Here is a 23,158-nt window from a genome sequence, read left to right on the forward strand (position 1 = left end):
GGTGTGGCTGCTGACGGTGTGCGGTGCCGAACCTACTCTCCCGCACCGACATCCGCGCGGTCACGCGGGCGGGCACTCGTCCGGCGCGGGAATTCCGCGCAACCGATCGTCGAGCCAGTGCAGCGCCCCCAAATAGCCGGTGACCGCGGCGATCAGATGCTCGCCGAAGACCTCCCGGTACACCGCTGGAACGCCGAGCCCGCACTGCTCCAGGAAGAGCTCCCGTGCCCCCTCAGCCGGGATCCAGAACTCCTGCGCGCCGTTGTAGATGTACAGCGGGGTGCCCGACGCCATGCCGGCCATCTTCATGACGCGATAGAGCTCGCGCGCCTGCGGCGAGGCCAGCGGATTGTCGATGTCGGCCATCACCTCGATCGGCAGGAACGTCACGCCCGCCGCGCCGAGCGTGACGACGCACTGGTCCTTGAGCGGGGAGGTGGCCAGCTGCTGCGCCAGGTTGTTGGCGAGGGCGAGGATCTCGGTGCGTTCCCTCGCGATACCCAGCGTCGCGCCGTGGAACAACCCGGTCGCGAGATTGCCGTTCATGCTCCTGGTGAGCATCTCGAAGTTCGCGGGAACCCCGCCCAGCGCGGCGCCGACGATGTCGCCTGCCAGGTCGGGGGCGTAGGAGTCGATCAGCTTGACCGCGCCGTTGGTGGCGATCGCCCCGCCCGAGTAGCCCGTCATCGCGAACTTGCTCGCGCCGAATTCGTCGGGCAGCGCGCGGCGCAGTCCGCGGATGGTGTCCAGGACCGCGTGCCCCGCCACATACGGCTCGGCGTAGGCCATCCGCGGCCCCTCGTGGTCCGGGATCAGGACCGCGTAGCCGTGCAGGGCCGCCAACGCGGTGGTCGGCGGGACGAAGTCGGCGACATTGGTGGACAGGTTCAGGCCGTGCGCCAGCGTGTAGCCGGGCGTGCAGGCCCGCCCGAGCGCATCGATGGGCAGGTTGTTGACCAGGACCGGCCGACCGCCCGCCCCGGTCCACGGCCTGGTGGGGATGATCAGCGTCGCGGTCGCGTAGGAGGGCACGCCCACGGCGTCGGTTGTCCGGACCTTGAGCTGGCGGACCTCCCGCACCGGCGCGCCGACGAGGGGCGCAGCCGCCGCCGTCACGTCCCGCATCTCCAACACGTCACCGTTCGCGCTGTCCCCCAGCGAGTCCGGCCACCGGTCGAAGAAAGGGTCACCGACGTCCGAGGGCATGACCGCGATCCGCAGCGCCTGGATTCCGGCGGGCTCCCCCGGTGCGGCCGCTATCGACGGCACCTCACGCGGCGGGGGGCCGAGCGCCGGTGGCGGCACGATCGAGTCGACGATGGCAGGCAGGCCGGTGCCGGGAGGCGACGGGACGGCCGTCTGCGCGGAGGCAGTCCCACGTGCAGGGGACACCGCGAGCGCGATCGCCATGGAGCACACGACGACCCCGAGTCGGGTGCGCCTCGCGAGAGCTCCCGTTGTCGTTCGCGCCCCTGCCCGCAGGACCGGCATACACCCACGCTAACACCGGAATCCGCCGCAACGGCGTAGCCGGAGTGGCTCGATCCGCCGGTCGCGTCAGAGGGTTCGGCGCCCCGAGAGCGCCCGCCCGAGGGTGAGCTCGTCGGCGAACTCCAGGTCTCCACCCATCGGCAGACCCGAGGCGAGCCGGGAAACCGTCAGGCCGGGGAAGTCGCGCAGCATCCGGACCAGATACGTCGCGGTGGCCTCGCCCTCGGTGTTCGGATCGGTCGCGATGATCACCTCCGAGACGTCGACGCCGTCTTCCTGATTGCCGATGCGCGCCAGCAACTCCCGAATACGGAGCTGGTCCGGACCGACACCGCTGAGCGGGTCGAGCGCGCCGCCGAGCACGTGATAGCGGCCGCGGAACTCCCGCGTCCGCTCCACCGCCTGGACGTCCTTGGGCTCCTCGACGACACAGATGACGGTGCGGTCGCGGCGGGCGTCCGCACAGATCCGGCACTTCTCCTTGTCGGACACCGTCCCGCACACGACGCAGAACTGCACCCCGTCGCGGACCCGCTGCAGCGCGTTCTGCAGCCGGTCGATGTCCGGTGGCTCGACGCTGAGCAGGTGGAAGGCGATGCGCTGCGCGCTCTTGGGCCCGATACCCGGCAGTTTGCCGAGCTCGTCGATCAGGTCCTGTACCGGACCCTCGTACACCGGGGCCTCTAGAAGGGGAGCCCGGGCAGGCCGCCCGCGAGGGGGCCGAGCTTGCCCGCCGCGATCTCCTGCGCCTTGCCCGACGCGTCCGCGATCGCGCCGATCACCAGGTCCTGCAGGGTCTCGACGTCCTCGGGATCGACCACCTTCGGGTCGATCGTCAGCGCGACGACCTCGCCGGTCCCCTTGACCGTTGCCGTCACGAGTCCACCGCCGGCCTGGCCGGTGACCTCCGCCTCGGCGATCTCTGCCTGCGCGGCCATCAGCTGCTGCTGCATCTGCTGGGCCTGCGCGAGGAGCTGCTGCATATCGGGTTGTCCACCGGGCTGCACGTCGATGTCCTTTCTGCGTGTTGCCCCGTCAGCGTAGCCCCATCCGGATAGCGTGGGTCCGTGCGTGCGAAGTCGGCCGGGTACCGGAGCGTCCTGCTCACGGCCGTCGCTGCCTCGGCGCTGGCGCTGTCGGCCTGCACCATCCCGACCGAGACCGCCGCAGGCGTGACCGCGGCCCCCACCACCACCGCAGGCGAGTTGGTGCGATCGGCCACCCTCCAGGGCAAGACGGTGTTCCTCGATCCCGGCCACAACGGAGCCAACGACGCGGGCATGAGCGCGCCGGTCCCGACCGGGCGAGGCGGCACCAAGGAATGTCAGACCACCGGCACGAGCACCGACGGCGGCTTCCCCGAGCACTCCCTCAACTGGGAGGTCGTCGCCCAGATGCGCACCGAGCTCGAGAATCTCGGCGCCCGGGTGTTGCTGAGCCGCGCCGACGACACGTCGGTCGCCCCGTGCGTCGACCGGCGGGCCGCCGACGCCAACGCGTCGGGCGCCGACGTGGTGGTCGCGATCCACGCCGACGGCGCCGCACCGGACCAGCACGGATTCCATGTCTGCTTCTCGGCGCCGCCGCTGAACGCGGTCCAGGCAGGCGCCTCGGTCGCCTTCGCCAAGTCCATGCGCGACGCCCTCGAGACGTCCGGTCTCACCCCGTCCACCTATGTCGGGGCGGGCGGACTGCTGCCGCGCGGGGACCTGAGCGGGCTCAACCTGTCCGAGCGGCCGTCGATCCTGGTGGAGCTGGGCAACATGCGCAACGCGGACGAGGCCCGCGCCGTGACCAGCGCGGAGGGCAGGGCCCGGTACGCGCAGGCCGTGGTTTTCGGCATCGTCCGCTATCTCGACGGCCGCTGACCGAACACATCGGCCAGCGGCCGCGGCGGTCGGTGTCAGGCCAGTTCGCGGGCCAGGTTCGCCAGCACGGCCGCCTGGATCCTCCGCAGCCCGGCAGGCGCGAAGGTGCGCTCGAAGAAGCCGCCGATGCCGCCAGCGCCCTTCCACTCGGTGGTCGTGGTGACCGTGGACCCGGCGCCGGAGGGGGCGACGGTCCAGGTGGTGACGAGGGTGGAGTTGGCGTCCTTCTCGGTCACCGTGTTGCCGTCGACGGTCACGGTGGCCTTGATGTCACGCGAACGCTTCTCGGTCGCCTTCAGCGTCCACTGCGCGATCGTGCCCGCACCCTGGCCGCCCTCGAGGATCCGGTAGTCCAGGTACTGCTCGGTGAGGATGCGGGGGCGCACCGTCTCGTAGTCGGTGAGCGCGGCGAGCGCCCGCTCCGGAGCCGCCGCGACCTCGACCGAACTGCTGGCGCTGACCTGTCCCACTGTGGATCTCCTTAGCATCTGCTGGCCGGACCCTGACGGTGGCCGACCCCGCCATCGTGCCCGCTCCGCGAACAGCCGGGCCAGTCCGCTCGACCGCGTGTGCCTCGGATCACAGCGGCGCCGCGAACCCCGAACCGCGACCGGTTCGCAACATTTGCGTGACGTTTCGCCGGACCGCCTTCCACTTGGGTGGCCGGTGTCGCACCCAGGCGATAGCGTCGGGGGGTGGCTGCCTCTCAGAGTGCGTTGCAACGACTGGGTCGACGAACATCCACGCCGGGTCACACCGGCGCGGCGGCCCATCGTGCCGGTGTCGAGCGTCTGCTCGCCAGCTATCACGCGATCCCGCCGTCGGCGACGGTGCGCCTGGCGAAGAAGACCTCAAACCTGTTCCGGGCGCGGGCAAAGACGAATGCGCCCGGACTGGACGTGTCCGGGCTCGGCGGGGTGATCTCGGTCGATCCCGCCGCCCGCACCGCCGATGTCGCGGGCATGTGTACCTACGAGGACCTGGTCGCCGCGACCCTGCCGTACGGCCTGGCACCGCTGGTGGTCCCCCAGCTCAAGACCATCACCCTCGGTGGCGCAGTCACCGGCCTCGGCATCGAGTCGACCTCGTTCCGGAACGGGCTGCCGCACGAATCGGTGCTCGAGATCGACGTGCTGACCGGCGGCGGGGAGATCATCACCGCCACCCCCGACGGCGAGCACTCGGACCTTTTCTGGGGTTTCCCCAATTCGTACGGCACCCTCGGCTACTCCACCCGGCTCCGCATCGAGCTGGAGCCGGTGAAACCGTTTGTCGCGCTGCGGCACCTTCGCTTCGACGACCTCACCGAACTGCAACGGGCGATGGACCGCATCGGCACCGATCGCAGCCACGAGGGCGTCGCGGTGGACTACCTCGACGGTGTGGTGTTCTCGGCGACCGAGTCCTACCTGACGCTCGGCACCCAGACCGACGAGGGCGGTCCGGTCAGCGACTACACGGGCCAGCAGATCTACTACCGGTCGCTGCAGCAGCGTTCCACGGATCGGCTCACGATCGCGGACTACCTGTGGCGCTGGGACACCGACTGGTTCTGGTGCTCGCGGGCGTTCGGTGCGCAGAATCCGCGGATCAGGCGACTGTGGCCGAAGCGCTACCGGCGCAGCAGTTTCTATTGGAAGCTGATCGCCCTCGACCAGAAGTACGACATCGGCGACCGGCTCGAACGCCGCAAGGGCAACCCTCCGCGCGAGCGGGTCGTGCAGGACGTCGAGGTCCCGATCGAGCACACCGCGGACTTCGTGGCCTGGTTCCTGCGCGAGATCCCCATCGAGCCGCTGTGGCTGTGCCCGCTGCGGTTGCGCGAGCCCGGGCCCGCGGGCGCGTCCGCCGTGCGACCGTGGCCGCTGTATCCACTCGAGCCGAAGCGGACCTATGTCAACGTCGGCTTCTGGTCGTCGGTGCCGATCACGCCCGGCGACCGCGACGGCGAGGCGAACCGGCTGATCGAGGACACCGTCGCACGGTTCGACGGCCACAAGTCCCTGTACTCGGACTCCTACTACGACGCTGACGACTTCGCCCGCCTCTACGGCGGCGACAACTACTCGATCCTGAAGCAGAAGTACGACCCCGATTCGCGACTATTGGACCTGTATTCGAAGGCGGTGCAACGCAAGTGACCACGTTCAAAGACGCCAGTACCCAGACTCGCAACCACCACAAGCTCTCGATCGCCGAGATCCTCGAGACCGTGGCGGACGGTGAGATCCCGGTCCGCTTCACCGCCTACGACGGCAGCGCCGCGGGTCCGGAGGACGCCGAGTACGGCCTGACGCTCAAGTCCCCGCGGGGCACCACCTACCTGGCGACCGCGCCTGGCGATCTCGGCATGGCACGCGCCTACGTCGCGGGCGATCTCGACGCCACCGGGGTCCACCCGGGAGACCCGTACGAGGTCCTCCGGGTGATGGGCGACGACCTGCACTTCCGGCGGCCGTCGGCACTGACGATCGCGAGCATCACCCGCTCGCTCGGCTGGGACCTGCTGCGGCCCATCGCCCCTCCGCCGCAGGAGGCCCTCCCCCGCTGGCGCAGGCTCGCGGAAGGCTTGCGCCACTCCAAGACCCGCGATGCCGAGGTCATCCACCACCACTACGACGTGTCGAACACCTTCTACGAGCACGTGCTCGGTCCGTCGATGACCTACACCTGCGCGGCGTACAAGTCCCCGAAGCAGAGCCTCGAGGACGCGCAGGAGAACAAGTACCGGCTGGTGTTCGAGAAGCTCGGACTCAAGGCGGGCGACCGACTGCTCGACATCGGATGCGGCTGGGGCTCGATGGTCCGCTTCGCGGCCCGGCGCGGCGTCAAGGTGATCGGGGTGACGCTGTCCGCCGAGCAGGCCGCGTGGGCGCAGAAGGCCATTGCCGACGAGGGCCTGTCGGATCTCGCCGAGGTCCGGCACTCCGACTACCGGGACATCGCCGAGACCGGCTTCGACGCGGTCTCCTCGATCGGGCTGACCGAGCACATCGGGGTGCACAACTACCCCGCCTACTTCGGTTTCATCCAGTCCAAGCTGCGGGACGGCGGGCGGCTGCTCAACCACTGCATCACTCGCCCGGACAACCGGCACCAGGCCCGCGCGGGCGGGTTCATCGACCGCTACGTGTTCCCGGACGGCGAGCTGACCGGATCGGGCCGGATCATCACCGAGATCCAGAACATCGGCCTCGAGGTCCGGCACGAGGAGAACCTGCGCGAGCACTACGCGCTGACCCTCAAGGCCTGGTGCCAGAACCTGGTGGACAACTGGGACGCCTGCGTCGCGGAGGTCGGCGAGGGCACCGCGCGGGTGTGGGGGCTCTACATGGCCGGTTCACGGCTCGGGTTCGAACGCAATGTGGTGCAGCTGCACCAGGTGCTGGCCGTCAAGCTCGGCCCGAAGGGCCAGGCGGAGGTGCCGCTGCGCCCGTGGTGGAAGGGCTGATCGCCCGGGGACACTCCCCCGCTCGCTCTCGCCCTGATCGCGGCCACCTGAGGAGGGTGGCCGCGGTCGGCTGACCGCCACTGCTCGAAGAAGCGCTGCCCAACGTGCATCTGACCCAATGCTGACCTACCAATCACTCGGTCAGCTAGTGTGTCCCGCATCACCACCGCGCCGACGGCGCACGGATGCGAGGAGAACTGATGCGTCGACGAACGAGCGCCCTACTGGCGGCACTGACGGGGCTCGCCTTGCTGGCGGGCGGGCCCGCGGCGGCCGCACCGGGCAGCTCCGGCAGCACGGGCGGCGCCGGCAGCACCGGGTCCATAGAGCCGGTCGCCAGCCTGCCCGCCGACTTCCTGTGGGGGGTGTCCTCGTCGGGGTTCCAGTCGGAGGGCTATTCGCCTGACAGCAACTGGATCCGCTACGAATCGGCCGGTAATACCAAGGACCCGGTCGGCACGTCGGCCGACTTCCGTCACCGCTACAAAGAGGACATCCAGTACGCCAAGGCCCTCGGGGCCAGGGTGTACCGGATGGGCGTCGAGTGGGCGCGACTCGAGCCCCAGCAGGGCCGCTACGACGAGACCGCCTGGGCGTTCTACGACGACGTGGTCGCGAGCATCCGGGCCGCGGGTATGCAACCGATGATCACCCTCGACCACTGGGTGTACCCCGGGTGGGAGTTCGACCGTGGCGGATGGAACAACGCGGGCATGGTCACCGACTGGCTGGCCAACGCACGCAAGGTCGTCGACCGGTACGCGAAGTACGACCCGTCCTGGATCACCATCAACGAGCCGTCGGCATACCTGTTCCAGGAGATCAGCCACGGTGGCCTCGATCCGGTGAACACCCCGGCCGCCCTCGACCGGTGGGTGGCCGTCCACAACGGGATCTACGACTACATCCACCGGGTGCAGCCCGGAGCGCAGGTGTCCTCGAACGTGGCCTACTTCCAGGCGGTCGAGGCCGCGATCGACACCACCTTCCTCGACCGCGTCGCCCACAAGCTCGACTTCATCGGCCTGGACTACTACTACTCGATGTCCCCCACCGACCTGAGCTACGCCAACGTCTTCTCGGAGCCCTGGAAGGCCAGTGCGGCACCCGACGGCCTCTACTACGCGCTGCGTCACTACGCGAAGCGCTTCCCGGGCAAGCCCCTGTACATCGTCGAGAACGGCATGCCCACCGAGGACGGCAAGCCCCGCCCGGACGGTTTCGCCCGCGCCGACCACCTCCGCGACGCCGCCTACTGGCTGCAGCGCGCAAAGGACGACGGCATCAATGTCGTCGGATACAACTACTGGGCCACCACCGACAACTACGAATGGGGAAGCTACACACCCCGTTTCGGTCTCTACACCGTCGACGTGAAGAACGATCCGACGCTCGAGCGGAAGCCGACGGAGGCGGTCGCGGCCTACCGGTCGCTCATCGCACAGGGTGGAGTCCCGACCGACTACCAGCCGAGCAGGCCACCGACCGCGTGCTCACTGGTCGACGGCCTCGACAGCTGCCTGAGCCCGGCGAACTGACGCGGCGCCCGATTCCAGACGCGGTGCCCCTCGCCGTCGAGCTAGGGGCACCGAACCATTCGCGGCGGGCGCGCATCGTCGGCCCGGCCGATCAGGCTGCACAACCACTCCACACGCCCGAGAGCAAGCGACAGACCGTCGTTCTCACACGGAAGGAATCGAGATCGACATGAGCACACGACTGGGAATCGATGTCGGTGGCACCGGGATCAAGGCCGGCCTGGTGGACATCGAAGCGGGTCGACTCGTCGGGGAGCGGATCACGGTTCCCACCCCTCGGCCGTCCACGCCTGCCGCGGTGGCGACGGCTATCTCCGATCTCGCGGAGCACTACAGGTGCGACGGTCCAGTCGGGGTCGCACTCCCGGCCGCCGTCGCCGGGGGCCTCGTCCAGACTGCCGCGAACATCGATCGGTCGTGGATCGGTACTGATGCGACGGATCTGTTCGCCGACGCTCTCGGGGGCCGCGACGTGGCCGTGACCAATGACGCCGATGCGGCCGGAACAGCCGAATACAGGTTTGGCGCTGCGCGCGGCACAGCAGGTGTCGTCATTGCGCTCACCTTCGGAACCGGCATCGGTTCTGCAATTCTCCATGACGGAGTGCTGTTGCCCAACACCGAATTCGGGCATCTCGTCGTTGACGGGGTCACCGCCGAACATCGCGCCTCGGCCTCCGCCAAGTCGGCCCGGGCCATGTCCTTCGAGGGCTGGGCACGGGAAGTCAGTCGAGTGTTGACGGCAATCGAGGATCTGCTGTCCCCTCGGCTGTTCGTCGTCGGCGGCGAGATCAGCCAGCATGGCTCTCGATGGATTCCCTTGCTGACGAACCGGATCGCAGTTGCCGCAGCCGAGTTGGGCAACGCTGCGGGCGTCATCGGCGCCGCGCTGGCGATCGAACACCATCGAGGGGAAGGCCCTCTCGATCCGAGGGCGGTCTACCTACGCCGGGGCTCGGCGACTGACCGCGTCGCGAGGTGAATGGACGCGTTGGCGGTCAGCGCATGAGCGGCAGGTCGCGGCGCAGCACGGTGGTCAGAGTTCGCATCGCGCCGACCATGTCGAACGACTCGTCCTGCAGCCACTGCTCCTCGAGGCCGGAGATGGCCCCGATGATCACGGAGGCCATGGCAGCGGGGTCGACATCGGCACGTACCTCGCCGGCCCCGACGCCCTCTTCGATGAGACCGGCCAGGTTTGCACGGAAGGCCTCGATCCGTCCCCGCGCCCATTCTCGTGCGAGCTCGGGGGTGTCGTCGGAGTTGAACATGCCGACGTGCGCCAGCCGGGTCAGTTCTCGGTTCTGCTGATTTCGGGCCACGATCTCGTCGACGATGTCCAGCGCACGCAAGAGGGCCGCGCCCTCGTAGTCTCGGTCGATCTCGACCGAGTCAAGCGTTTGGCGGTCCAGGTCCGCGAGTACTGCGGTCAGCAGAACTTCCTTGCTCGGAAAGTGATGCAGCAGACCAGACTTCGTAATCCCTGATTCTCGCGCGACCGCGGCGAGCGAGGTCCCGCGGTATCCGTTGGCCGCGAACAGGGTTATGGCCGAGCTGACAATGTCGGCGCGCCGGGCAACTCCTGACTGTTCGGCGTCGCGTGTTGTCGCCATCGTGTCCGATCTCCTCACCGTCGGTTGACCGCGCACAACCGGTCCAGCCGGTCAGCCTACGTCCCGTCGCCGACGCGCCTCGACGCAAGTTCCGCGAATCCGGGACGTGCCGACTGACCAATCGGTAGGCTACCTCCACAACTGACTGACCTCCTGGTCGGTTGGCTAGTTTTCAAGTGGTCTGCAAGACCGGGAAAGGACCCTGATGTCCAGATTTGATGACAGGCTGGCGGGCCGAACCGCGCTGGTCACCGGAGCGGCAAGCGGGATCGGAGCCGCACTGGCTACGGAGCTCGGTTCACGCGGCATGTCGGTCGTCGTCGCCGACGTCGATGGCGACGGCGCCGAGCGGGTCGCCGAGAGCGTGCGCGCACTCGGTGTGCGTGCGCTCGGTGTTCAGGTCGATGTAGCCGATCCCGAGTCGGTCGAGAATCTCGCGCAGGCCAGCTACGACGAGTTCGGTTCCGTCGAACTGCTCTGCAACAACGCGGGAGTGCTGCTGCTCGGAAACCTCACGGATTCATCGATGGACGACTGGCGCTGGCTGTCCTCCGTCAACGTCGAGGGCATGCTCAATTGCCTGTATGCGTTCCTGCCGAGGATGCGTCGCCAGAGCGGATGGCGGCACGTGATGAACACGTCGTCGACTCATGCCTTCCTACCCGACCCCGCGTTCACGGCCCTCTACACCGCGGCCAAGCACGCCATCCTCGGGTTGACGCTCGGGCTGCGGTCCGAGCTCGCCGCCGACGACATCGGCGTCACCGCGCTCTGCCCCGGTCAGGCCGCGACCCGCATTCTCGACTCGCAGCGCAACCGGCCCACCGAGTTCGGTCGCCGCGCCGCGGAGCCGTTCGGCACCGATGTCATCCCGATGGCGATCGAGCCCGCCGACGTCGCGTGGCTCGCGGTCGAGGGCATCATGCGTGACGCCCCGATCGTCTTCGCCCTGCCCGAACACAGCCATGCCCAGTTCCGGGAGCAGGTCAAGGACCTGTGGCGAATGGCCGACGGCGCCCTCGTCGGCTCGACGGATGGGTTCACGGGCGACCTCGACGAGGAACAGGCGCTCCGGGTCGACCGGTAGCTCGACACCCGGCGGCAGCCCCGACTCCCGACCGCCTCCGATCACATCCCAAGGACTCCCATGTCAGAACCCCACACGCTCCCCGTCGCCGTCGACGAGGGCGGCCCAGGAGCCGACACACCATCGCGCGGTCCGGAACTCCGCGAGCCGAGCGGATTCTTGGCCGGTCTCGCCCTGTCCTACTTCGGTGTCTACCTCGCCCTGATGACCCCCGTGATGTTCGCACTTGCGTTCAAGCTGCAACACATCTCGGGCTCGATCGAGAGTGCGACGCACGCGCTCGGCGTGGTGGCCGGAACCGGCGCGATCGTCGGGATGATCGCCCAGCCGGTCGTGGGCCGTCTGTCCGATCGCACGCGGTCCTCGTTCGGAAGGCGGAGACCGTGGATTCTCGGGGGCGCCGTCGTCGGGGCGGGCGCCCTCGGGTGCGTGGGCCTCGCACACACCATGCCGCAGGTCCTGATCGCATGGTGCGTAGCGCAGGCCGGCTTCGGCGCGGCACTCGTCGCGGCCCAGGCGACGATTCCCGATCAGGTTCCCGCGCGCCGACTCGGAGTGGTCTCCGGGATCACCGGGGTCACCACACCACTGAGCATTCTCGCCGGAAGCGCTCTTGTCACCGTGCTGACCGGCGATCTGCTCAGGTTCCTCGTCCCCGGACTCGTCGCCGTCGTGCTGGTCATTCCGCTGTTGGTGATACTCGAGGATCCACAGCTCGAGGACACGCCTCCGCGCCACGGTGTCCGGGAGTTCTTGGGCTCCATCGCATTCAACCCCCGCAGGCACCCGAACTTCTCGTGGGTGATGGCCTCCCGCTTCCTGGTGATGTTCGGCTACGCCGGAATCGGAACGTTCTTCCCGTTCTTCCTCGGGCAACGGTTCCAACTCGGCGAGACCGACGTCGCGAAGGCGATCCTCCTGGTCAACGTGGTATCCGTCGTGTGCCTTTCCATGTCGGCGCCTCTCGGGGGCGCCCTGTCCGACCGAATCGGGAAGCGGCGCCCCTTCGTGGCCGCCGCGGGGCTGATCATGGTGCTGGGATTGCTGCTGCTGGCCTTCGCCCCAACGCTGGGAATTGTCGTTGTGGCGCAGGGCGTCATCGGACTCGGGCTCGGCGCTTTCATGTCCGTGGACCAGGCACTCGCGGTGCAGGTGCTGCCGAACCCTGACGACAATGCCAAGGACCTGGGCCTGATCGCCCTCGCCGGCACCCTGCCGCAATCCGTCGGCCCCGCCGTCGCGCCGGTCGTCATCAGCCTCGGCAACGCGACGGCACTGGGCGGCTACGGGACCTGGTATGTCCTCGGCGCGCTCACCTGCCTTGCGGGCGTGTTCACGATCTACCGCGTTCGAGGCGTTCGGTGACCCAGACGACGACCGGCCCCGGTCGGTTCTCCCGAACCGATCCACTTTCGAGAAATGGACATCGATGAATCTCAGAGACGACTTTTTGTGGGGCGCAGCGAGTTCCGCGCACCAAACCGAAGGAAACAACAACGCTGCCGACTGGTGGGGGTACGAGAACCGGTCCAGGCCGTACTTCCCCGAGCGGAGCGGCGACGCGGTCGACAGCTACCACCGCTACCCCGAGGACATGGCATTGCTCGCCGACGCCGGCCTCAACGCCTACCGCTTCGGCATCGAATGGTCGCGGATCGAACCCGAGGAGGGCCAGTTCTCCCGCGCTCAGCTCGACCATTACCGTCGAATGATCGAGACGGCAAGGAAAGTCGGGCTCGAGCCGGTAGTGACACTGCACCACTTCACCTCGCCGCGCTGGTTCAGCAACCGGGGCGGCTGGCGACATCCCGCCGCGGTCGAGAGTTTCTCGCGCTACGTCGATCGCGCCTCGTCAGTTCTGGGCGGCGTCAACTGGGTCTGCACCATCAACGAGCCCAATATCGTTGCGCTCGGCGTTCGATACTTGGACATGACGCTCGACTCGCGCGCGGCGTCCTCCCGGCCGGCGAACGCCAGGCTGGAACCCGACAATGAGATCGGCGACGTCCTGGTGCGGGCGCACCGCGAGGCAGTCGAGATTCTCCGGACCACCACCACGGCCAACGTCGGCTGGACTGTTGGGCAGCAGGCCTTCGAGGAGACGGCGGGCAACGAAGACGTTCTCGCGCGGACGAACGAGGTCTGGGAGGACCGGTACCTGGCGGGTGCGCGAGGCGACGACTTCCTCGGGGTCCAGTCCTACACCAGTCAACGCGTGGGGGCAGACGGTCCGATCCCTCATCCGGAGCACCCCGACAACACCCTCATGGGCTGGGCGTATCGCCCCGACGCTCTGGGGATCGCGCTCCGCCGGGCCTGGGACATCACCGACCACGTGCCGCTACTGGTGACGGAGAACGGAATTGCCACCTCCGACGACACCCGGCGAATCGCCTACACCACCGAGGCGCTCACCCATCTGGAGGACGCGGTCACCGATGGCATCGACATCCGCGGCTACCTGCACTGGAGCGCCCTCGACAATTTCGAATGGGGGCGTTGGGCACCGACCTTCGGCCTGATCGGCGTCGACCGCGCGACCTTTGCCCGCACGCCGAAGCCGAGTCTCGCCTGGCTCGGACAAGTGGCGAGGAACAACGGGCTATCGGGGCTCACCGCCGTGCAGACCATCAAGGTCTCGACAAGCTAACTTACTGATCACTCGGTCAGCTTGTGCTCACCCGCAGGAAGGCTAGAAAGGAATTACATGTCGAAAGGTCTTGGCAAAGGACTGCTCGGGGTGATGTGCGCAGCCGTGCTGGCGGCGACGAGCGCGTCGGCGACGGCCTGGGCCGGTACGCCGGCAGTCGGATGCGCCGACCCACACTGGGTCAGCACGTGGTCGGCGAGCCCGACCGATGCCGTCGAGGCCACCGGTTCCGGGATGCCGGGCGGCGACCAGACCTACCGCGTCGTGGTCACCCCACACCGCGGCGGGGGTGACGTGCGGATCCGGCTCAGCAATCGGTTCGGAAGCGACCCCGTCACCTTCACTCGGGTGACCGTCGGACGCCAGACCCATGGTGCCGCAATCGATCCGGGTTCCGTCCATCCTGTCACCTTCGACGGTGGCAATACCTCGGTGACGGTCCCGCCGGGGGCGGACATAGTGACCGACCCCGTGCCGATCACCGTCGAGAGTTTCGAATCGCTGTCGATCAGCATCCACACCGACGGTCGACCGGGTCGGGTCACCGGACACGCCAGCGGGAACGCGACGAGCTTCTACACGCCGCCCGGGCTCGGGGACCACACCGCGGACATCGCCGGTGACGCGTTCAGTCACACCACCACGCGCGTGCCGTTCGTGACCCAGGTGGACATGATGGCCCCGGCAGGCGTCGCGACGGTCGTCGCCTTCGGGGACTCCGCCACCGACGGGCATGTGGGCGCGGACTTCCTTGGCAACCCACAGGTCGACGGAGTCGTCGACCGGAACGTGCGCTACCCGGACTTCCTCCAGCGCCGGCTCGACGAGGCCGGTGTCGAGGTCGTCGTCACGAATGCGGGGATCGGCGGCAATCGTCTGCTCTCCGACGGGATGGTCCCTGCCCTCGGTCGGGCTGGCGAGGCACGGATCGAGGCCGACGTGCTCGCCCAGTCCGGTGTCACCGATGTCATCGTCTGGATCGGGATGAACGACCTCGGAATGCCCATCGGCGCACCGTACGAACAACTCGTGTCGGGATACACCAGGGTCATCGACCGTCTCCATGACGCCGGCCTGCGGGTGCACCTCGGCACCATGATGCCGGCCTCGAACGCACTCGCGGCCGGACTGACCAGCTTCCCGCCTGCCGATCCCGTCCGGGTCCGGGTCAACTCCTGGATCCGATCTCAGCACCTGTCCGACAGCGTGATCGACTTCGACGCCGCCGTTCGAGACCCGAACAATCCCAGCATCATCGATCCCCGGTATGCCAGTGCGGACAAGCTCCACCCGACTCCCGAGGGCTATCGACTGATCGCCGACACCGTGGACATCACCGAGTTCGCCGGGAACGACTGCACCTCCGGGAACACATCCGGAAGATGAAAAGGACTTATATGACAAAGGGTTTCAAGTACAGAACTGTTTCGGTGACCTGCGCGGTCCTGACGGCGGCGACAAGCCTTTTCGCATCTGCCGTTGCCAACGCGGGAGTGCCAGACTGCGGCGACGACCACTGGGTCAGCAATTGGTCCGCGAGCCCGACCAACGCGATCGGCGGCTTGGAGGCCGTCGCCGCCGGAGTGGCGGTCAGCCCCGCGGGAACCGGGCTCACGAGCAACCAGACACACCGGGTCGTGGTCACCCCGCACCGAGGGGGTGAGCGCGTCCGCATCCACCTCAGCAATCGATTCGGCAGCGAACCCGTCACCTTCACCCGGGTCACGATCGCTCGTCAGAAGGACGGGGCCGCCGTCGAACCCGAGTCCGTACGACAGGTACTTTTCAATGGCGGTAGTGAATCCACCACGGCCGCACCCGGTTCGGAGGTCGTGACGGATCCCGTGCCGATTGCGTTCTCGGCATTCGAGCCGCTCGCCGTCAGCATCTACGTGGACCGGGCACCAACGGACGTCACCGGGCACGACCTGGGAAACGCCACGAGCTACCTCACGGCGCCCGGCCTCGGGGACCACTCGATGGACACCGGCGCTGACGCCTTTGCACGCACCATCACTCGCGTGTCCTTCGTCTCCCGGATGGATGTCGTCGCCCCGACAGATGTGACAACGGTTGTCGCGTTCGGGGATTCGATCACCGACGGCCATGTCGGCAACGACCCACTCGGAGCCCCGAAGACCGTGGGAGTCGTCGACCAGAACGTCCGGTACCCGGACTTTCTTCAGCGTCGGCTCGACGAGGCGGGCGGCCGCGCCGTCGTCACCAACGCAGGCATCGGAGGGAACCGCCTCACCCGCGACACACCGTCCGAGTTCCCCAAGTTCGGCCTGTCAGGAGTATCGCGTGCACAGGCGGACGTGATCAATCAGGCAGGCGTGAGCGACGTCATCGTCCTGATGGGAATCAACGACATCGGCACCCCGATCGGGGTGACCTACGAGGAAGTCGTCGCCGGCTACACGAACGTCATCGATCAATTCCACGGTGCCGGATTGAGCGTGCACCTCGGGACGCTGCTTCCGGCGTCGAATTCCGTGACCCATGGGGCACTCAGCATCCCGCCTGCCGAGCCGGTGCGGGCACGAATCAACTCCTGGATCAGGTCACAGCGCCTGTCCGACAGCGTCATCGACTTCGACGCCGCCCTCCGCGACCCCGACAACCACAGCATTCTCGACCGGCGGTACGCCAGCACCGACAATCTCCACCCGAATCCCGGCGGCTACAAGGCGATGGCGGCCGCCGTCGACATCGCAAAGCTCGCCGGGGACCGGTGCACGGCGGAGGCAGGGCAGTGAAGGGGCGCGGGTACTCCGTCGTGATGTGACAGGAAGCCGATCGACTCACTCTGCGGGGGCGGCCAGCCGGACGCTGCGGGCGATCTCGGCGGCGGCGCTCTGCACCGCCACACTCATCCTGCGATCGGTGGTGATGCGGCTGAGCGGCCCGCAGATCGAGAGGGCCGCGGGCGTCGGGTGACCGTGCGCGATCGGCGAGGCGACACACCCGAGGCCGGGCAATGCCTCACCGCGGTCGAAGGCGACGCCCTCGACCGCGACCCGGTCGAGCTCGTCCTCCAGCTCGCGCCTGCCGCCCGACCGCTGCGCGTCCCGCCGGTTCAGACGACCGAACACCGGCTGGTCGAGGGCCTCCCGCGGGAGCGAGCTCAGCAGGGCCTTCCCCACCGCGGATCGGTGCGCCGGGTACCGGCCGCCGATCCGCGAGGGGATCTTCGCCCCGAATGCGCCGGAGATCTTCTCCCAGTAGATGCCGTCGGCCCCGTCGAGGAAGGCGAGGTGGACCACGGCCCCCGTGGATCGGTGCAGCTCCTGCATGATCGGCAGTGCGGTGCGGTGGAACCAGTGGTTGCGTACCGCCCTCGATCCCAGCTCGAACAATCGGACGCCGATCTCGTACCGGGTCCCGACCCGGGTGAGCCACCGCCTCTGCACCATCTTCTCGAGCAGTCGGTGCGCCGACGATGTCGGGATCCCGGTCAGTCGAGACGTCTCGCTGAGAGTGAGATGCCCACAGTCGTCGAGTGCCTGCAGCACCAGCTCGATCCTGTCGAACATCTGCAGGGATTGCGTCTGCTCACCCTCGTTCACCGCCACGACCTCCTCCGCGTCCGAACCGGCTAGACGCCGAAACCGCCGGACACCGAGATCTGTTGCCCGGTGATGTAATTGGCCTCGTTCGAGGCCAGGAAGACGCACGCCGCCCCGATGTCGGCCGGCTTGCCCCAGCGCTTGAGCGGCACCAGCTTGTGGACCTCGCGTTCCCACTCCTCGCCGAAGACGCCCTGGGCCTTGAGCTCGAGGAACATGCCCGCCTCGATGACACCGACCAGCACCGAGTTGGCCCGGATGTTGTGCGCGCCTTCCTCCTTCGCGATACCGCGGATCAGCGACTCGTTCGCCGCCTTCGGGATCACCGACAATCCGTCGAGCGCCGGGAACCAGTGGTCGCCCGCAGATCCGAGATGGACGAACGAACCCCCACCGTGCTCGCGAAAGTGCGGCAGCACGGCGTGCGCGGCGGTGAACAGTCCGAGGGTCTCGATCTCGATCGACCGCCGGTACTGCGCGGGCGTCGTCTCGGCGACGGTGATCTGCTCCACGACCGGGCCCGCTCCCCACACCACGGTGTGGATCCGCGAGTGTTCGCCGACGACCTCCCCGAGCACCCGGGAGACGTCCTCGTCCGCGCGGACATCGACCTGGTGTGCGCTCGCCTTCACCCCGAGCGCCCGCAGCTCGGTCACCGTTTCCTCGGCGACCTCGCGCTTGGAGTTGTAGCAGATCGCGACGGCGCTACCTGCCCGGGCGAACTCGCGGGCGACGCCGCGCCCGATGCCGCCGCTGCCGCCGAAGACCAGGGCAGCGCCCTCAGGAAAGCTCAAGGTCAGCATGCACGTGCTCCGTTCGTGTCCGATCCGAATCCCGCGCTGCCGTCGGAGGCCGCGCTGGGTGTGGCCGGACGCCGTCGATGTGCTCCAGGCCACACCGGCTGAACGTAGCCGCCGCACCCACCGGCGAACATACGGTTTCCCTTGTCGCGGGAACCCACAGGTCACCGCGCCGATCGTGCACCGCCGGATCCCCCGCGACCAGGTGGTTTCCGCGGTTACTGTGGACCCATGGGCACCTCAGCGCCGTCCACCTGTGTCATCGGCGCCGGCCTCAGCGGGCTGGTCGCGACCAAGGCGCTGCGCGAGCGGGGGCTGCCGGTCGAGACGTTCGAGATGAGCGACCGGGTCGGCGGCAACTGGGCCTTCAAGAATCCCAACCGGCGCTCGTCCGCGTACCGTTCGCTGCACATCGACACCTCCAAGGAGCGGCTCGGCTTCTCGGATTTCCCCATGCCCGAGGACTATCCGGACTTCCCCTCGCACGAACAGGTGCACGCGTACTTCGAGTCCTATGTCGACCGGTTCCGCCTCGCGGAGAGCATCCGGTTCCGGACGGAGGTACGTCACGCCCGACGCCTCGAGGGTGGCGGCTGGGAACTCGAACTGTCCGGCGGCGACCGCCGCCGCTGCGACGCGCTGATCGTCGCGAACGGCCACCACTGGGACCCCCGCTGGCCCGAGCCCGCCTTCCCCGGCGAGTTCGCCGGCCGTCAGATCCACTCGCACGAGTACATCGATCCGACCGAACCGATCGACATGCGGGGCAAACGAATCCTGGTGGTCGGCATCGGGAACAGCGCAGTCGACATCGCGTCAGAACTCAGCCGCAGGGACCTCGCCGAGAAGGCGTTCATCTCCACGAGGCGGGGCGCGTACGTGATCCCGAAGTACGTGTTCGGCAGACCGGTCGACACGATCATGCGCACGATGCCGCGCGTGCCGCTCGGCCTGCAGAAGTCCCTCGCCCGAGGCCTCATGCGGATCACCGTGGGACGGATGGAGAACTACGGCCTCCCGACCCCGGACCACAAGCTGCTCGAGGCGCACCCGACCGTGTCGAGCGAGCTGCTCGTCCGGCTCGGCTCCGGCGACCTGGCCGCGAAACCGGACATCAGGCGACTCGACGGCACCGAGGTCGAGTTCACCGACGGAAGCCGCGAGCGCGTCGACGTCATCATCTACGCGACCGGGTACAAGATCACCTTCCCGTTCTTCGACGAGGAGTTCATCTCGGCGCCCGACAACCGGCTGCCGCTGTTCAAGCGGATGATCAAGCCAGGGGTGGACGACCTGATCATGATCGGTTTCGCCCAGGCGATTCCAACGCTGTTCCCGTTCTGCGAGCGGCAGGCCAGGTGGGCCGCGGCGTACCTGGCGGGCGACTACGCGTTGCCGGACACCGCCTCGATGGAGGCCATCATCCGCGCGGACGAGAAACGGGACCTCAAGCACTTCGTCAAGAGCAAGCGGCACACCATGCAGGTCGATACCGCCGTGTACGAATGGGGCCTCGACGCCGAGGAGTCCGCCGGTCGCGCCCGCGCGGCCGCAGGAACCGGACGGCGTCTCGCCCCGGGAAACGACTGAAGGTGCCCCCCACCCGGTCGGACCGGGCGAGGGGCACCTTCAGGAGATCGGTGCCTAGGCCTTCAGCGAGGCGGGCGGGGTGAAGCGCTCGCCGTACTTCGCGGCGAGCTCCTCCGCACGCTTGACGAAGCCCTCCTGGCCGCCGGGGTAGCCGGCGACGAACTGGCTCACGCCACCGGTCCAGGCGGGGTAGCCGATGCCCATGATCGAGCCGATGTTGGCGTCGGCGGTGGACGTGATCACGCCCTCGTCGAAGCACTTGACCGACTCGATCGCCTCGATGAACAGCATGCGGTCGATCAGGTCCTGGATCGGCGGGGTCACCGAACCCGACTTGAAGTGATCGCGCAGGCCCTGCCACAGGCCGGTACGCTTGCCGTCCTCGTAGTTGTAGAAGCCGGCACCGCCGAGGCGGCCCTTGCGGTCGTTGCCCTCGACGAGGTAGTTGATGACGTCACCGGCCGGATCCGCGGGCAGGGTCTTGCCCTCGGCGATCGCCGCGGCCTTCGACTCCGCCCGGATCTTCTGCATCAGCGTCAGGTTCAGCTCGTCCGACAGCTGCAGCGGCGCCGCCGGGTAACCGGCCTGCATGCCCGCCTGCTCGATGGTGGCCGGCTCGATGCCCTCGGCAACCATGCCGATGGCCTCGTTGACGAAGGTGCCGATGACGCGCGAGGTGAAGAACCCGCGAGAGTCGTTGACCACGATCGGGGTCTTGCGGATGGCCTGCACGAAGTCGAACACCCGCGCCAGCGCCTCGTCCGAGGTCTTCTCGCCGCGGATGATCTCCACCAGCGGCATCTTGTCGACGGGCGAGAAGAAGTGGATGCCGATGAAGTCCTCGGGACGCTTGACGCCGGTCGCCAGGTCGGTGATGGGCAGCGTCGACGTGTTCGACCCCAGCAGGGCGTCGGCGTCGACGATGTCCTCGATCTCCTGGAACACGCTCCGCTTCAGGTCGGGCGACTCGAAGACGGCCTCGACGACGAAGTCGACGCCCGCGAAGTCGGCCGGGTCCGCGCTCGGCGTGATCAGCGACAGCAGAGCCTTCGACTTCTCCTCGGTGGTCTTGCCCCGGGAGAGCGCCTTGGCCTCGATCTTCTCGGAGTACGCCTTGCCCTTCTCGGCGGCCTCGATCGTGACGTCCTTGAGCACCACCGGGATTCCGGCCTTGGCACACACGTACGCGATGCCGGCGCCCATCATGCCTGCGCCGAGGACACCGACCTTCTTGATCTCACGCTTGGGGATGTCCTTCGGGCGCGAGGCACCCGAGCCGATGGCCTGCATGTCGAAGAAGAACGCCTGGATCATGTTCTTCGCGACCTGCCCGGTGACGAGCTTGGTGAAGTAGCGGGACTCGATGGTCAGCGCGTTGTCGACGTCGACCTGGCTGCCCTCGACCGCGGCGGCCATGATGGCGCGCGGGGCCTCCATCGGCGAGCCCTTGAGGGTCTTGCGCAGGTTCGCCGGGAAGGCGGGCAGGTTCGCCGCGAACGCCGGGGTGGCGGGGGTGCCACCGGGGATCTTGTAGCCCTTGACGTCCCACGGCTGCACGCCCGACTCGGGGTTGGCCTTGATCCACGCCTTCGCGGCGGGAACGAGCTCCTCGATGGAGGAGACGACCTCGTCGATGAGGCCGATCTCCTTGGCCTGCACCGGTCCGCGCTGCTGGCCCTGCAGCAGCAGCTGGGTCAGCGCCGTCATGATGCCGAACATGCGAACCGTGCGGACCACACCGCCGCCGCCGGGCAGCAGGCCGAGGGTGACCTCGGGCAGACCGATCTTGACGCCCTTGACGTCCGCGGCGATGCGGTGGTGGGTGGCCAGCGCGATCTCGAGGCCGCCACCGAGCGCGGCACCGTTGATGCAGGTGACGACGGGCTTGCCGAGGGTCTCGAGGCGACGCAGGTCGGCCTTGAGGGTGACACTGTGGTTGAAGATCTGCTCGGCGTCCGCCGGACCGACCTTGATCATGTTCTTGAGGTCGCCACCGGCGAAGAAGGTCTTCTTGCCCGAGGTGAGGACGACGCCGGTGATGGCGTCCTTCTCCGCGTACAGCCGGTCGACGGTGGCATTCATGGACGCGATGTAGGCCGCGTTCATGGTGTTCGCGCCCTGGTTGGGGTCGTCGATGGTGAGCACGACGATTCCGTCGGCGTCCTGCTCCCAGTTGATGATGTTCTGCTCGCTCACTGCTTCAAGTCTCCTGGTAGTCCGGGCCGCGTCAGACGCGCTCGATGATGGTGGCCACGCCCATGCCGCCGCCGATGCACAGGGTGACCAGTGCGTAGCGGGCATTGCGGCGCTCGAGCTCGTCAATCATGGTGCCGGTGATCATCGCGCCGGTGGCGCCGAGCGGGTGGCCCATGGCGATCGCGCCGCCGTTGACGTTGAGCTTCTCGTCCGGGATGTTCATGTCCTTCTGGAACTTGAGCACCACGGAGGCGAACGCCTCATTGATCTCGACGAGGTCCATGTCCTCGATCGTCAGACCGGCAGCGGCCAGGGCCTTCTTGGCCGCAGGCGTCGGGCCGGTGAGCATGATGGTCGAGTCGGCACCCGAGGTGGCGGTCGCGACGACGCGGGCCCGCGGGGTCATGCCCATGGCCTTGCCCGCCTCCTCGCTGCCGACGAGCAGCAGCGCGGCGCCGTCGACGATGCCGGAGCTGTTGCCGCCGTGGTGGACGTGGTTGATCTTCTCCACGAAGTGGTACTTCTGCATGGCGACGGCGTCGAAGCCGCCCATCTCGCCGATCATCGCGAAGGCGGGAGCGAGGCCCGCCAGGCTCTCCACGGTGGTGCCGGGGCGCATGTGCTCGTCGTTGTCGAGGATGGTGATGCCGTTGATGTCCTTGACCGGGACCACGGACTTGGCGAAGTATCCGCCGGCCCAGGCCTTCGCCGCCAGGTCCTGCGAACGGACCGCGTACGCGTCGACGTCGTCGCGGCTGAAGCCCTCGATGGTGGCGATCAGGTCGGACGAGATGCCCTGCGGGACGACGTAGTTGTCGTAGTTGGTGGCCGGGTCGTTCACCCAGGGGCCGCCGTCGCTGCCCATCTTGACGCGCGACATCGACTCGACGCCGCCGGCGATGACCATCTCGTCCCAGCCGGAGCGCACCTTCTGCGCGGCCATGTTCACGGCCTCGAGGCCGGAGGCGCAGAAGCGGTTGATCTGCACGCCGCCGACGGTGTCGGGCAGGCCGGCGTCGGTGGCGGCGATGCGCGCGATGTCCATGCCCTGGTCGCCGAGCGGGGAGACCACACCGAGGATCAGGTCCGAGATCCGATCCTCGTCGAGGTCGGGGAAGCGCACGCGCAGCTCGTCGATCAGGCCGGTGACCAGCGAGATCGGCTTGACCGAGTGCAGCGAACCGGTCTTCTTTCCTCGGCCACGTGGGGTTCGGATGGCTTCATAAATGAATGCCTCTGTGGTCACTGTGAGGTGTTCCTTCCTGTGCACGGCTCCGCCGCGTGCGTGGTGTTCGCAATGGCAGT

The 23,158-nt window shown here is 68.0% G+C and carries 20 protein-coding genes; 11 read left to right on the top strand and 9 right to left on the bottom strand.

What is annotated here, in order from left to right:
* Positions 1-60: 60 nt before the first annotated feature.
* The 3 genes from RM1_RS10335 to RM1_RS10345 form a co-directional block, all read right to left on the bottom strand.
* Positions 61-1,491: a lipase family protein gene (locus RM1_RS10335; RefSeq protein ID WP_245816196.1), complete on the bottom strand. Its 1,431-nt coding sequence runs from the start codon at positions 1,489-1,491 to the stop codon at positions 61-63.
* 66 nt (positions 1,492-1,557) lie between these two features.
* Positions 1,558-2,166 (bottom strand): recombination mediator RecR, encoded by a 609-nt coding sequence (gene recR / locus RM1_RS10340; RefSeq protein WP_027501651.1) that lies wholly within the window; start codon positions 2,164-2,166, stop codon positions 1,558-1,560.
* A gap of 8 nt (positions 2,167-2,174) precedes the next feature.
* Positions 2,175-2,474: a YbaB/EbfC family nucleoid-associated protein gene (locus RM1_RS10345; protein WP_245221069.1), complete on the bottom strand. Its 300-nt coding sequence runs from the start codon at positions 2,472-2,474 to the stop codon at positions 2,175-2,177.
* Between the two features lie 165 nt (positions 2,475-2,639).
* Between RM1_RS10345 and RM1_RS10350 the strand changes: the two genes are divergently transcribed.
* Positions 2,640-3,359 carry an Rv3717 family N-acetylmuramoyl-L-alanine amidase gene (locus RM1_RS10350; protein ID WP_218019692.1) on the top strand — a complete coding sequence of 240 codons (720 nt, stop codon included), beginning with the start codon at positions 2,640-2,642 and terminating at the stop codon, positions 3,357-3,359.
* 35 nt (positions 3,360-3,394) lie between these two features.
* On the opposite strand, the gene RM1_RS10355 is transcribed toward RM1_RS10350, so the two are convergent.
* Positions 3,395-3,829 carry an SRPBCC family protein gene (locus RM1_RS10355; protein WP_072751204.1) on the bottom strand — a complete coding sequence of 145 codons (435 nt, stop codon included), beginning with the start codon at positions 3,827-3,829 and terminating at the stop codon, positions 3,395-3,397.
* A gap of 255 nt (positions 3,830-4,084) precedes the next feature.
* On the opposite strand from RM1_RS10355, the gene RM1_RS10360 reads away from it, so the two are divergent.
* The 4 genes from RM1_RS10360 (at position 4,085) to ppgK (ending at position 9,330) form a co-directional block, all read left to right on the top strand.
* Positions 4,085-5,500, top strand: coding sequence for an FAD-binding oxidoreductase (locus RM1_RS10360; RefSeq protein WP_072751255.1), 1,416 nt, complete (start codon positions 4,085-4,087; stop codon positions 5,498-5,500).
* Positions 5,497-6,810, top strand: a complete 1,314-nt coding sequence (locus tag RM1_RS10365) for a class I SAM-dependent methyltransferase (RefSeq protein ID WP_072751205.1) — start codon at positions 5,497-5,499, stop codon at positions 6,808-6,810. Before RM1_RS10360 ends, RM1_RS10365 begins: the two co-directional genes overlap by 4 nt.
* 200 nt (positions 6,811-7,010) lie before the next feature.
* Positions 7,011-8,348: a family 1 glycosylhydrolase gene (locus RM1_RS10370; RefSeq protein WP_245816198.1), complete on the top strand. Its 1,338-nt coding sequence runs from the start codon at positions 7,011-7,013 to the stop codon at positions 8,346-8,348.
* Positions 8,349-8,517: 169 nt separating this feature from the next.
* Positions 8,518-9,330 (top strand): polyphosphate--glucose phosphotransferase, encoded by an 813-nt coding sequence (gene ppgK, locus RM1_RS10375; RefSeq protein ID WP_072751207.1) that lies wholly within the window; start codon positions 8,518-8,520, stop codon positions 9,328-9,330.
* Positions 9,331-9,346: 16 nt separating this feature from the next.
* Here ppgK and RM1_RS10380 read toward each other — a convergent pair whose 3' ends face one another.
* On the bottom strand, positions 9,347-9,961 hold the full coding sequence (locus tag RM1_RS10380; protein WP_072751208.1) for a TetR/AcrR family transcriptional regulator: 615 nt from the start codon (positions 9,959-9,961) through the stop codon (positions 9,347-9,349).
* 205 nt (positions 9,962-10,166) lie between these two features.
* On the opposite strand from RM1_RS10380, the gene RM1_RS10385 reads away from it, so the two are divergent.
* The 5 genes from RM1_RS10385 (at position 10,167) to RM1_RS10405 (ending at position 16,457) form a co-directional block, all read left to right on the top strand.
* Positions 10,167-11,048 carry an SDR family NAD(P)-dependent oxidoreductase gene (locus tag RM1_RS10385; RefSeq protein WP_072751209.1) on the top strand — a complete coding sequence of 294 codons (882 nt, stop codon included), beginning with the start codon at positions 10,167-10,169 and terminating at the stop codon, positions 11,046-11,048.
* Between the two features lie 60 nt (positions 11,049-11,108).
* Positions 11,109-12,413, top strand: a complete 1,305-nt coding sequence (locus tag RM1_RS10390; protein ID WP_072751210.1) for an MFS transporter — start codon at positions 11,109-11,111, stop codon at positions 12,411-12,413.
* 64 nt (positions 12,414-12,477) lie between these two features.
* Entirely contained in the window at positions 12,478-13,698 is a 1,221-nt protein-coding gene (locus RM1_RS10395; protein WP_072751211.1) for a glycoside hydrolase family 1 protein, read from the top strand.
* Between the two features lie 57 nt (positions 13,699-13,755).
* The gene (locus RM1_RS10400) at positions 13,756-15,084 is read left to right on the top strand and encodes a GDSL-type esterase/lipase family protein (RefSeq protein WP_245816200.1); all 1,329 of its coding nucleotides are present in this window, start codon (positions 13,756-13,758) and stop codon (positions 15,082-15,084) included.
* A 107-nt stretch (positions 15,085-15,191) separates the two neighbouring features.
* On the top strand, positions 15,192-16,457 hold the full coding sequence (locus RM1_RS10405; protein ID WP_072751213.1) for a GDSL-type esterase/lipase family protein: 1,266 nt from the start codon (positions 15,192-15,194) through the stop codon (positions 16,455-16,457).
* Positions 16,458-16,502: 45 nt separating this feature from the next.
* On the opposite strand, the gene RM1_RS10410 is transcribed toward RM1_RS10405, so the two are convergent.
* Both RM1_RS10410 and RM1_RS10415 read right to left on the bottom strand, forming a co-directional pair.
* Positions 16,503-17,273, bottom strand: a complete 771-nt coding sequence (locus tag RM1_RS10410) for an IclR family transcriptional regulator (RefSeq protein WP_245816202.1) — start codon at positions 17,271-17,273, stop codon at positions 16,503-16,505.
* Between the two features lie 23 nt (positions 17,274-17,296).
* Positions 17,297-18,070, bottom strand: a complete 774-nt coding sequence (locus RM1_RS10415) for an SDR family NAD(P)-dependent oxidoreductase (protein WP_072751214.1) — start codon at positions 18,068-18,070, stop codon at positions 17,297-17,299.
* A gap of 228 nt (positions 18,071-18,298) precedes the next feature.
* Between RM1_RS10415 and RM1_RS10420 the strand changes: the two genes are divergently transcribed.
* Complete coding sequence (locus RM1_RS10420; RefSeq protein ID WP_072751215.1) at positions 18,299-19,657, top strand: flavin-containing monooxygenase; 1,359 nt, start codon at positions 18,299-18,301, stop codon at positions 19,655-19,657.
* 54 nt (positions 19,658-19,711) lie between these two features.
* On the opposite strand, the gene RM1_RS10425 is transcribed toward RM1_RS10420, so the two are convergent.
* On the bottom strand, positions 19,712-21,853 hold the full coding sequence (locus tag RM1_RS10425; RefSeq protein ID WP_072751216.1) for a 3-hydroxyacyl-CoA dehydrogenase NAD-binding domain-containing protein: 2,142 nt from the start codon (positions 21,851-21,853) through the stop codon (positions 19,712-19,714).
* Positions 21,854-21,884: 31 nt separating this feature from the next.
* Positions 21,885-23,099, bottom strand: a complete 1,215-nt coding sequence (locus RM1_RS10430) for an acetyl-CoA C-acetyltransferase (RefSeq protein ID WP_072751217.1) — start codon at positions 23,097-23,099, stop codon at positions 21,885-21,887.
* Between the last annotated feature and the right edge of the window lie 59 nt (positions 23,100-23,158).

It is taken from the genome of Rhodococcus maanshanensis NBRC 100610 (assembly GCF_001894865.1).
Taxonomy (GTDB): Bacteria; Actinomycetota; Actinomycetes; order Mycobacteriales; family Mycobacteriaceae; genus Rhodococcus_G; species Rhodococcus_G maanshanensis.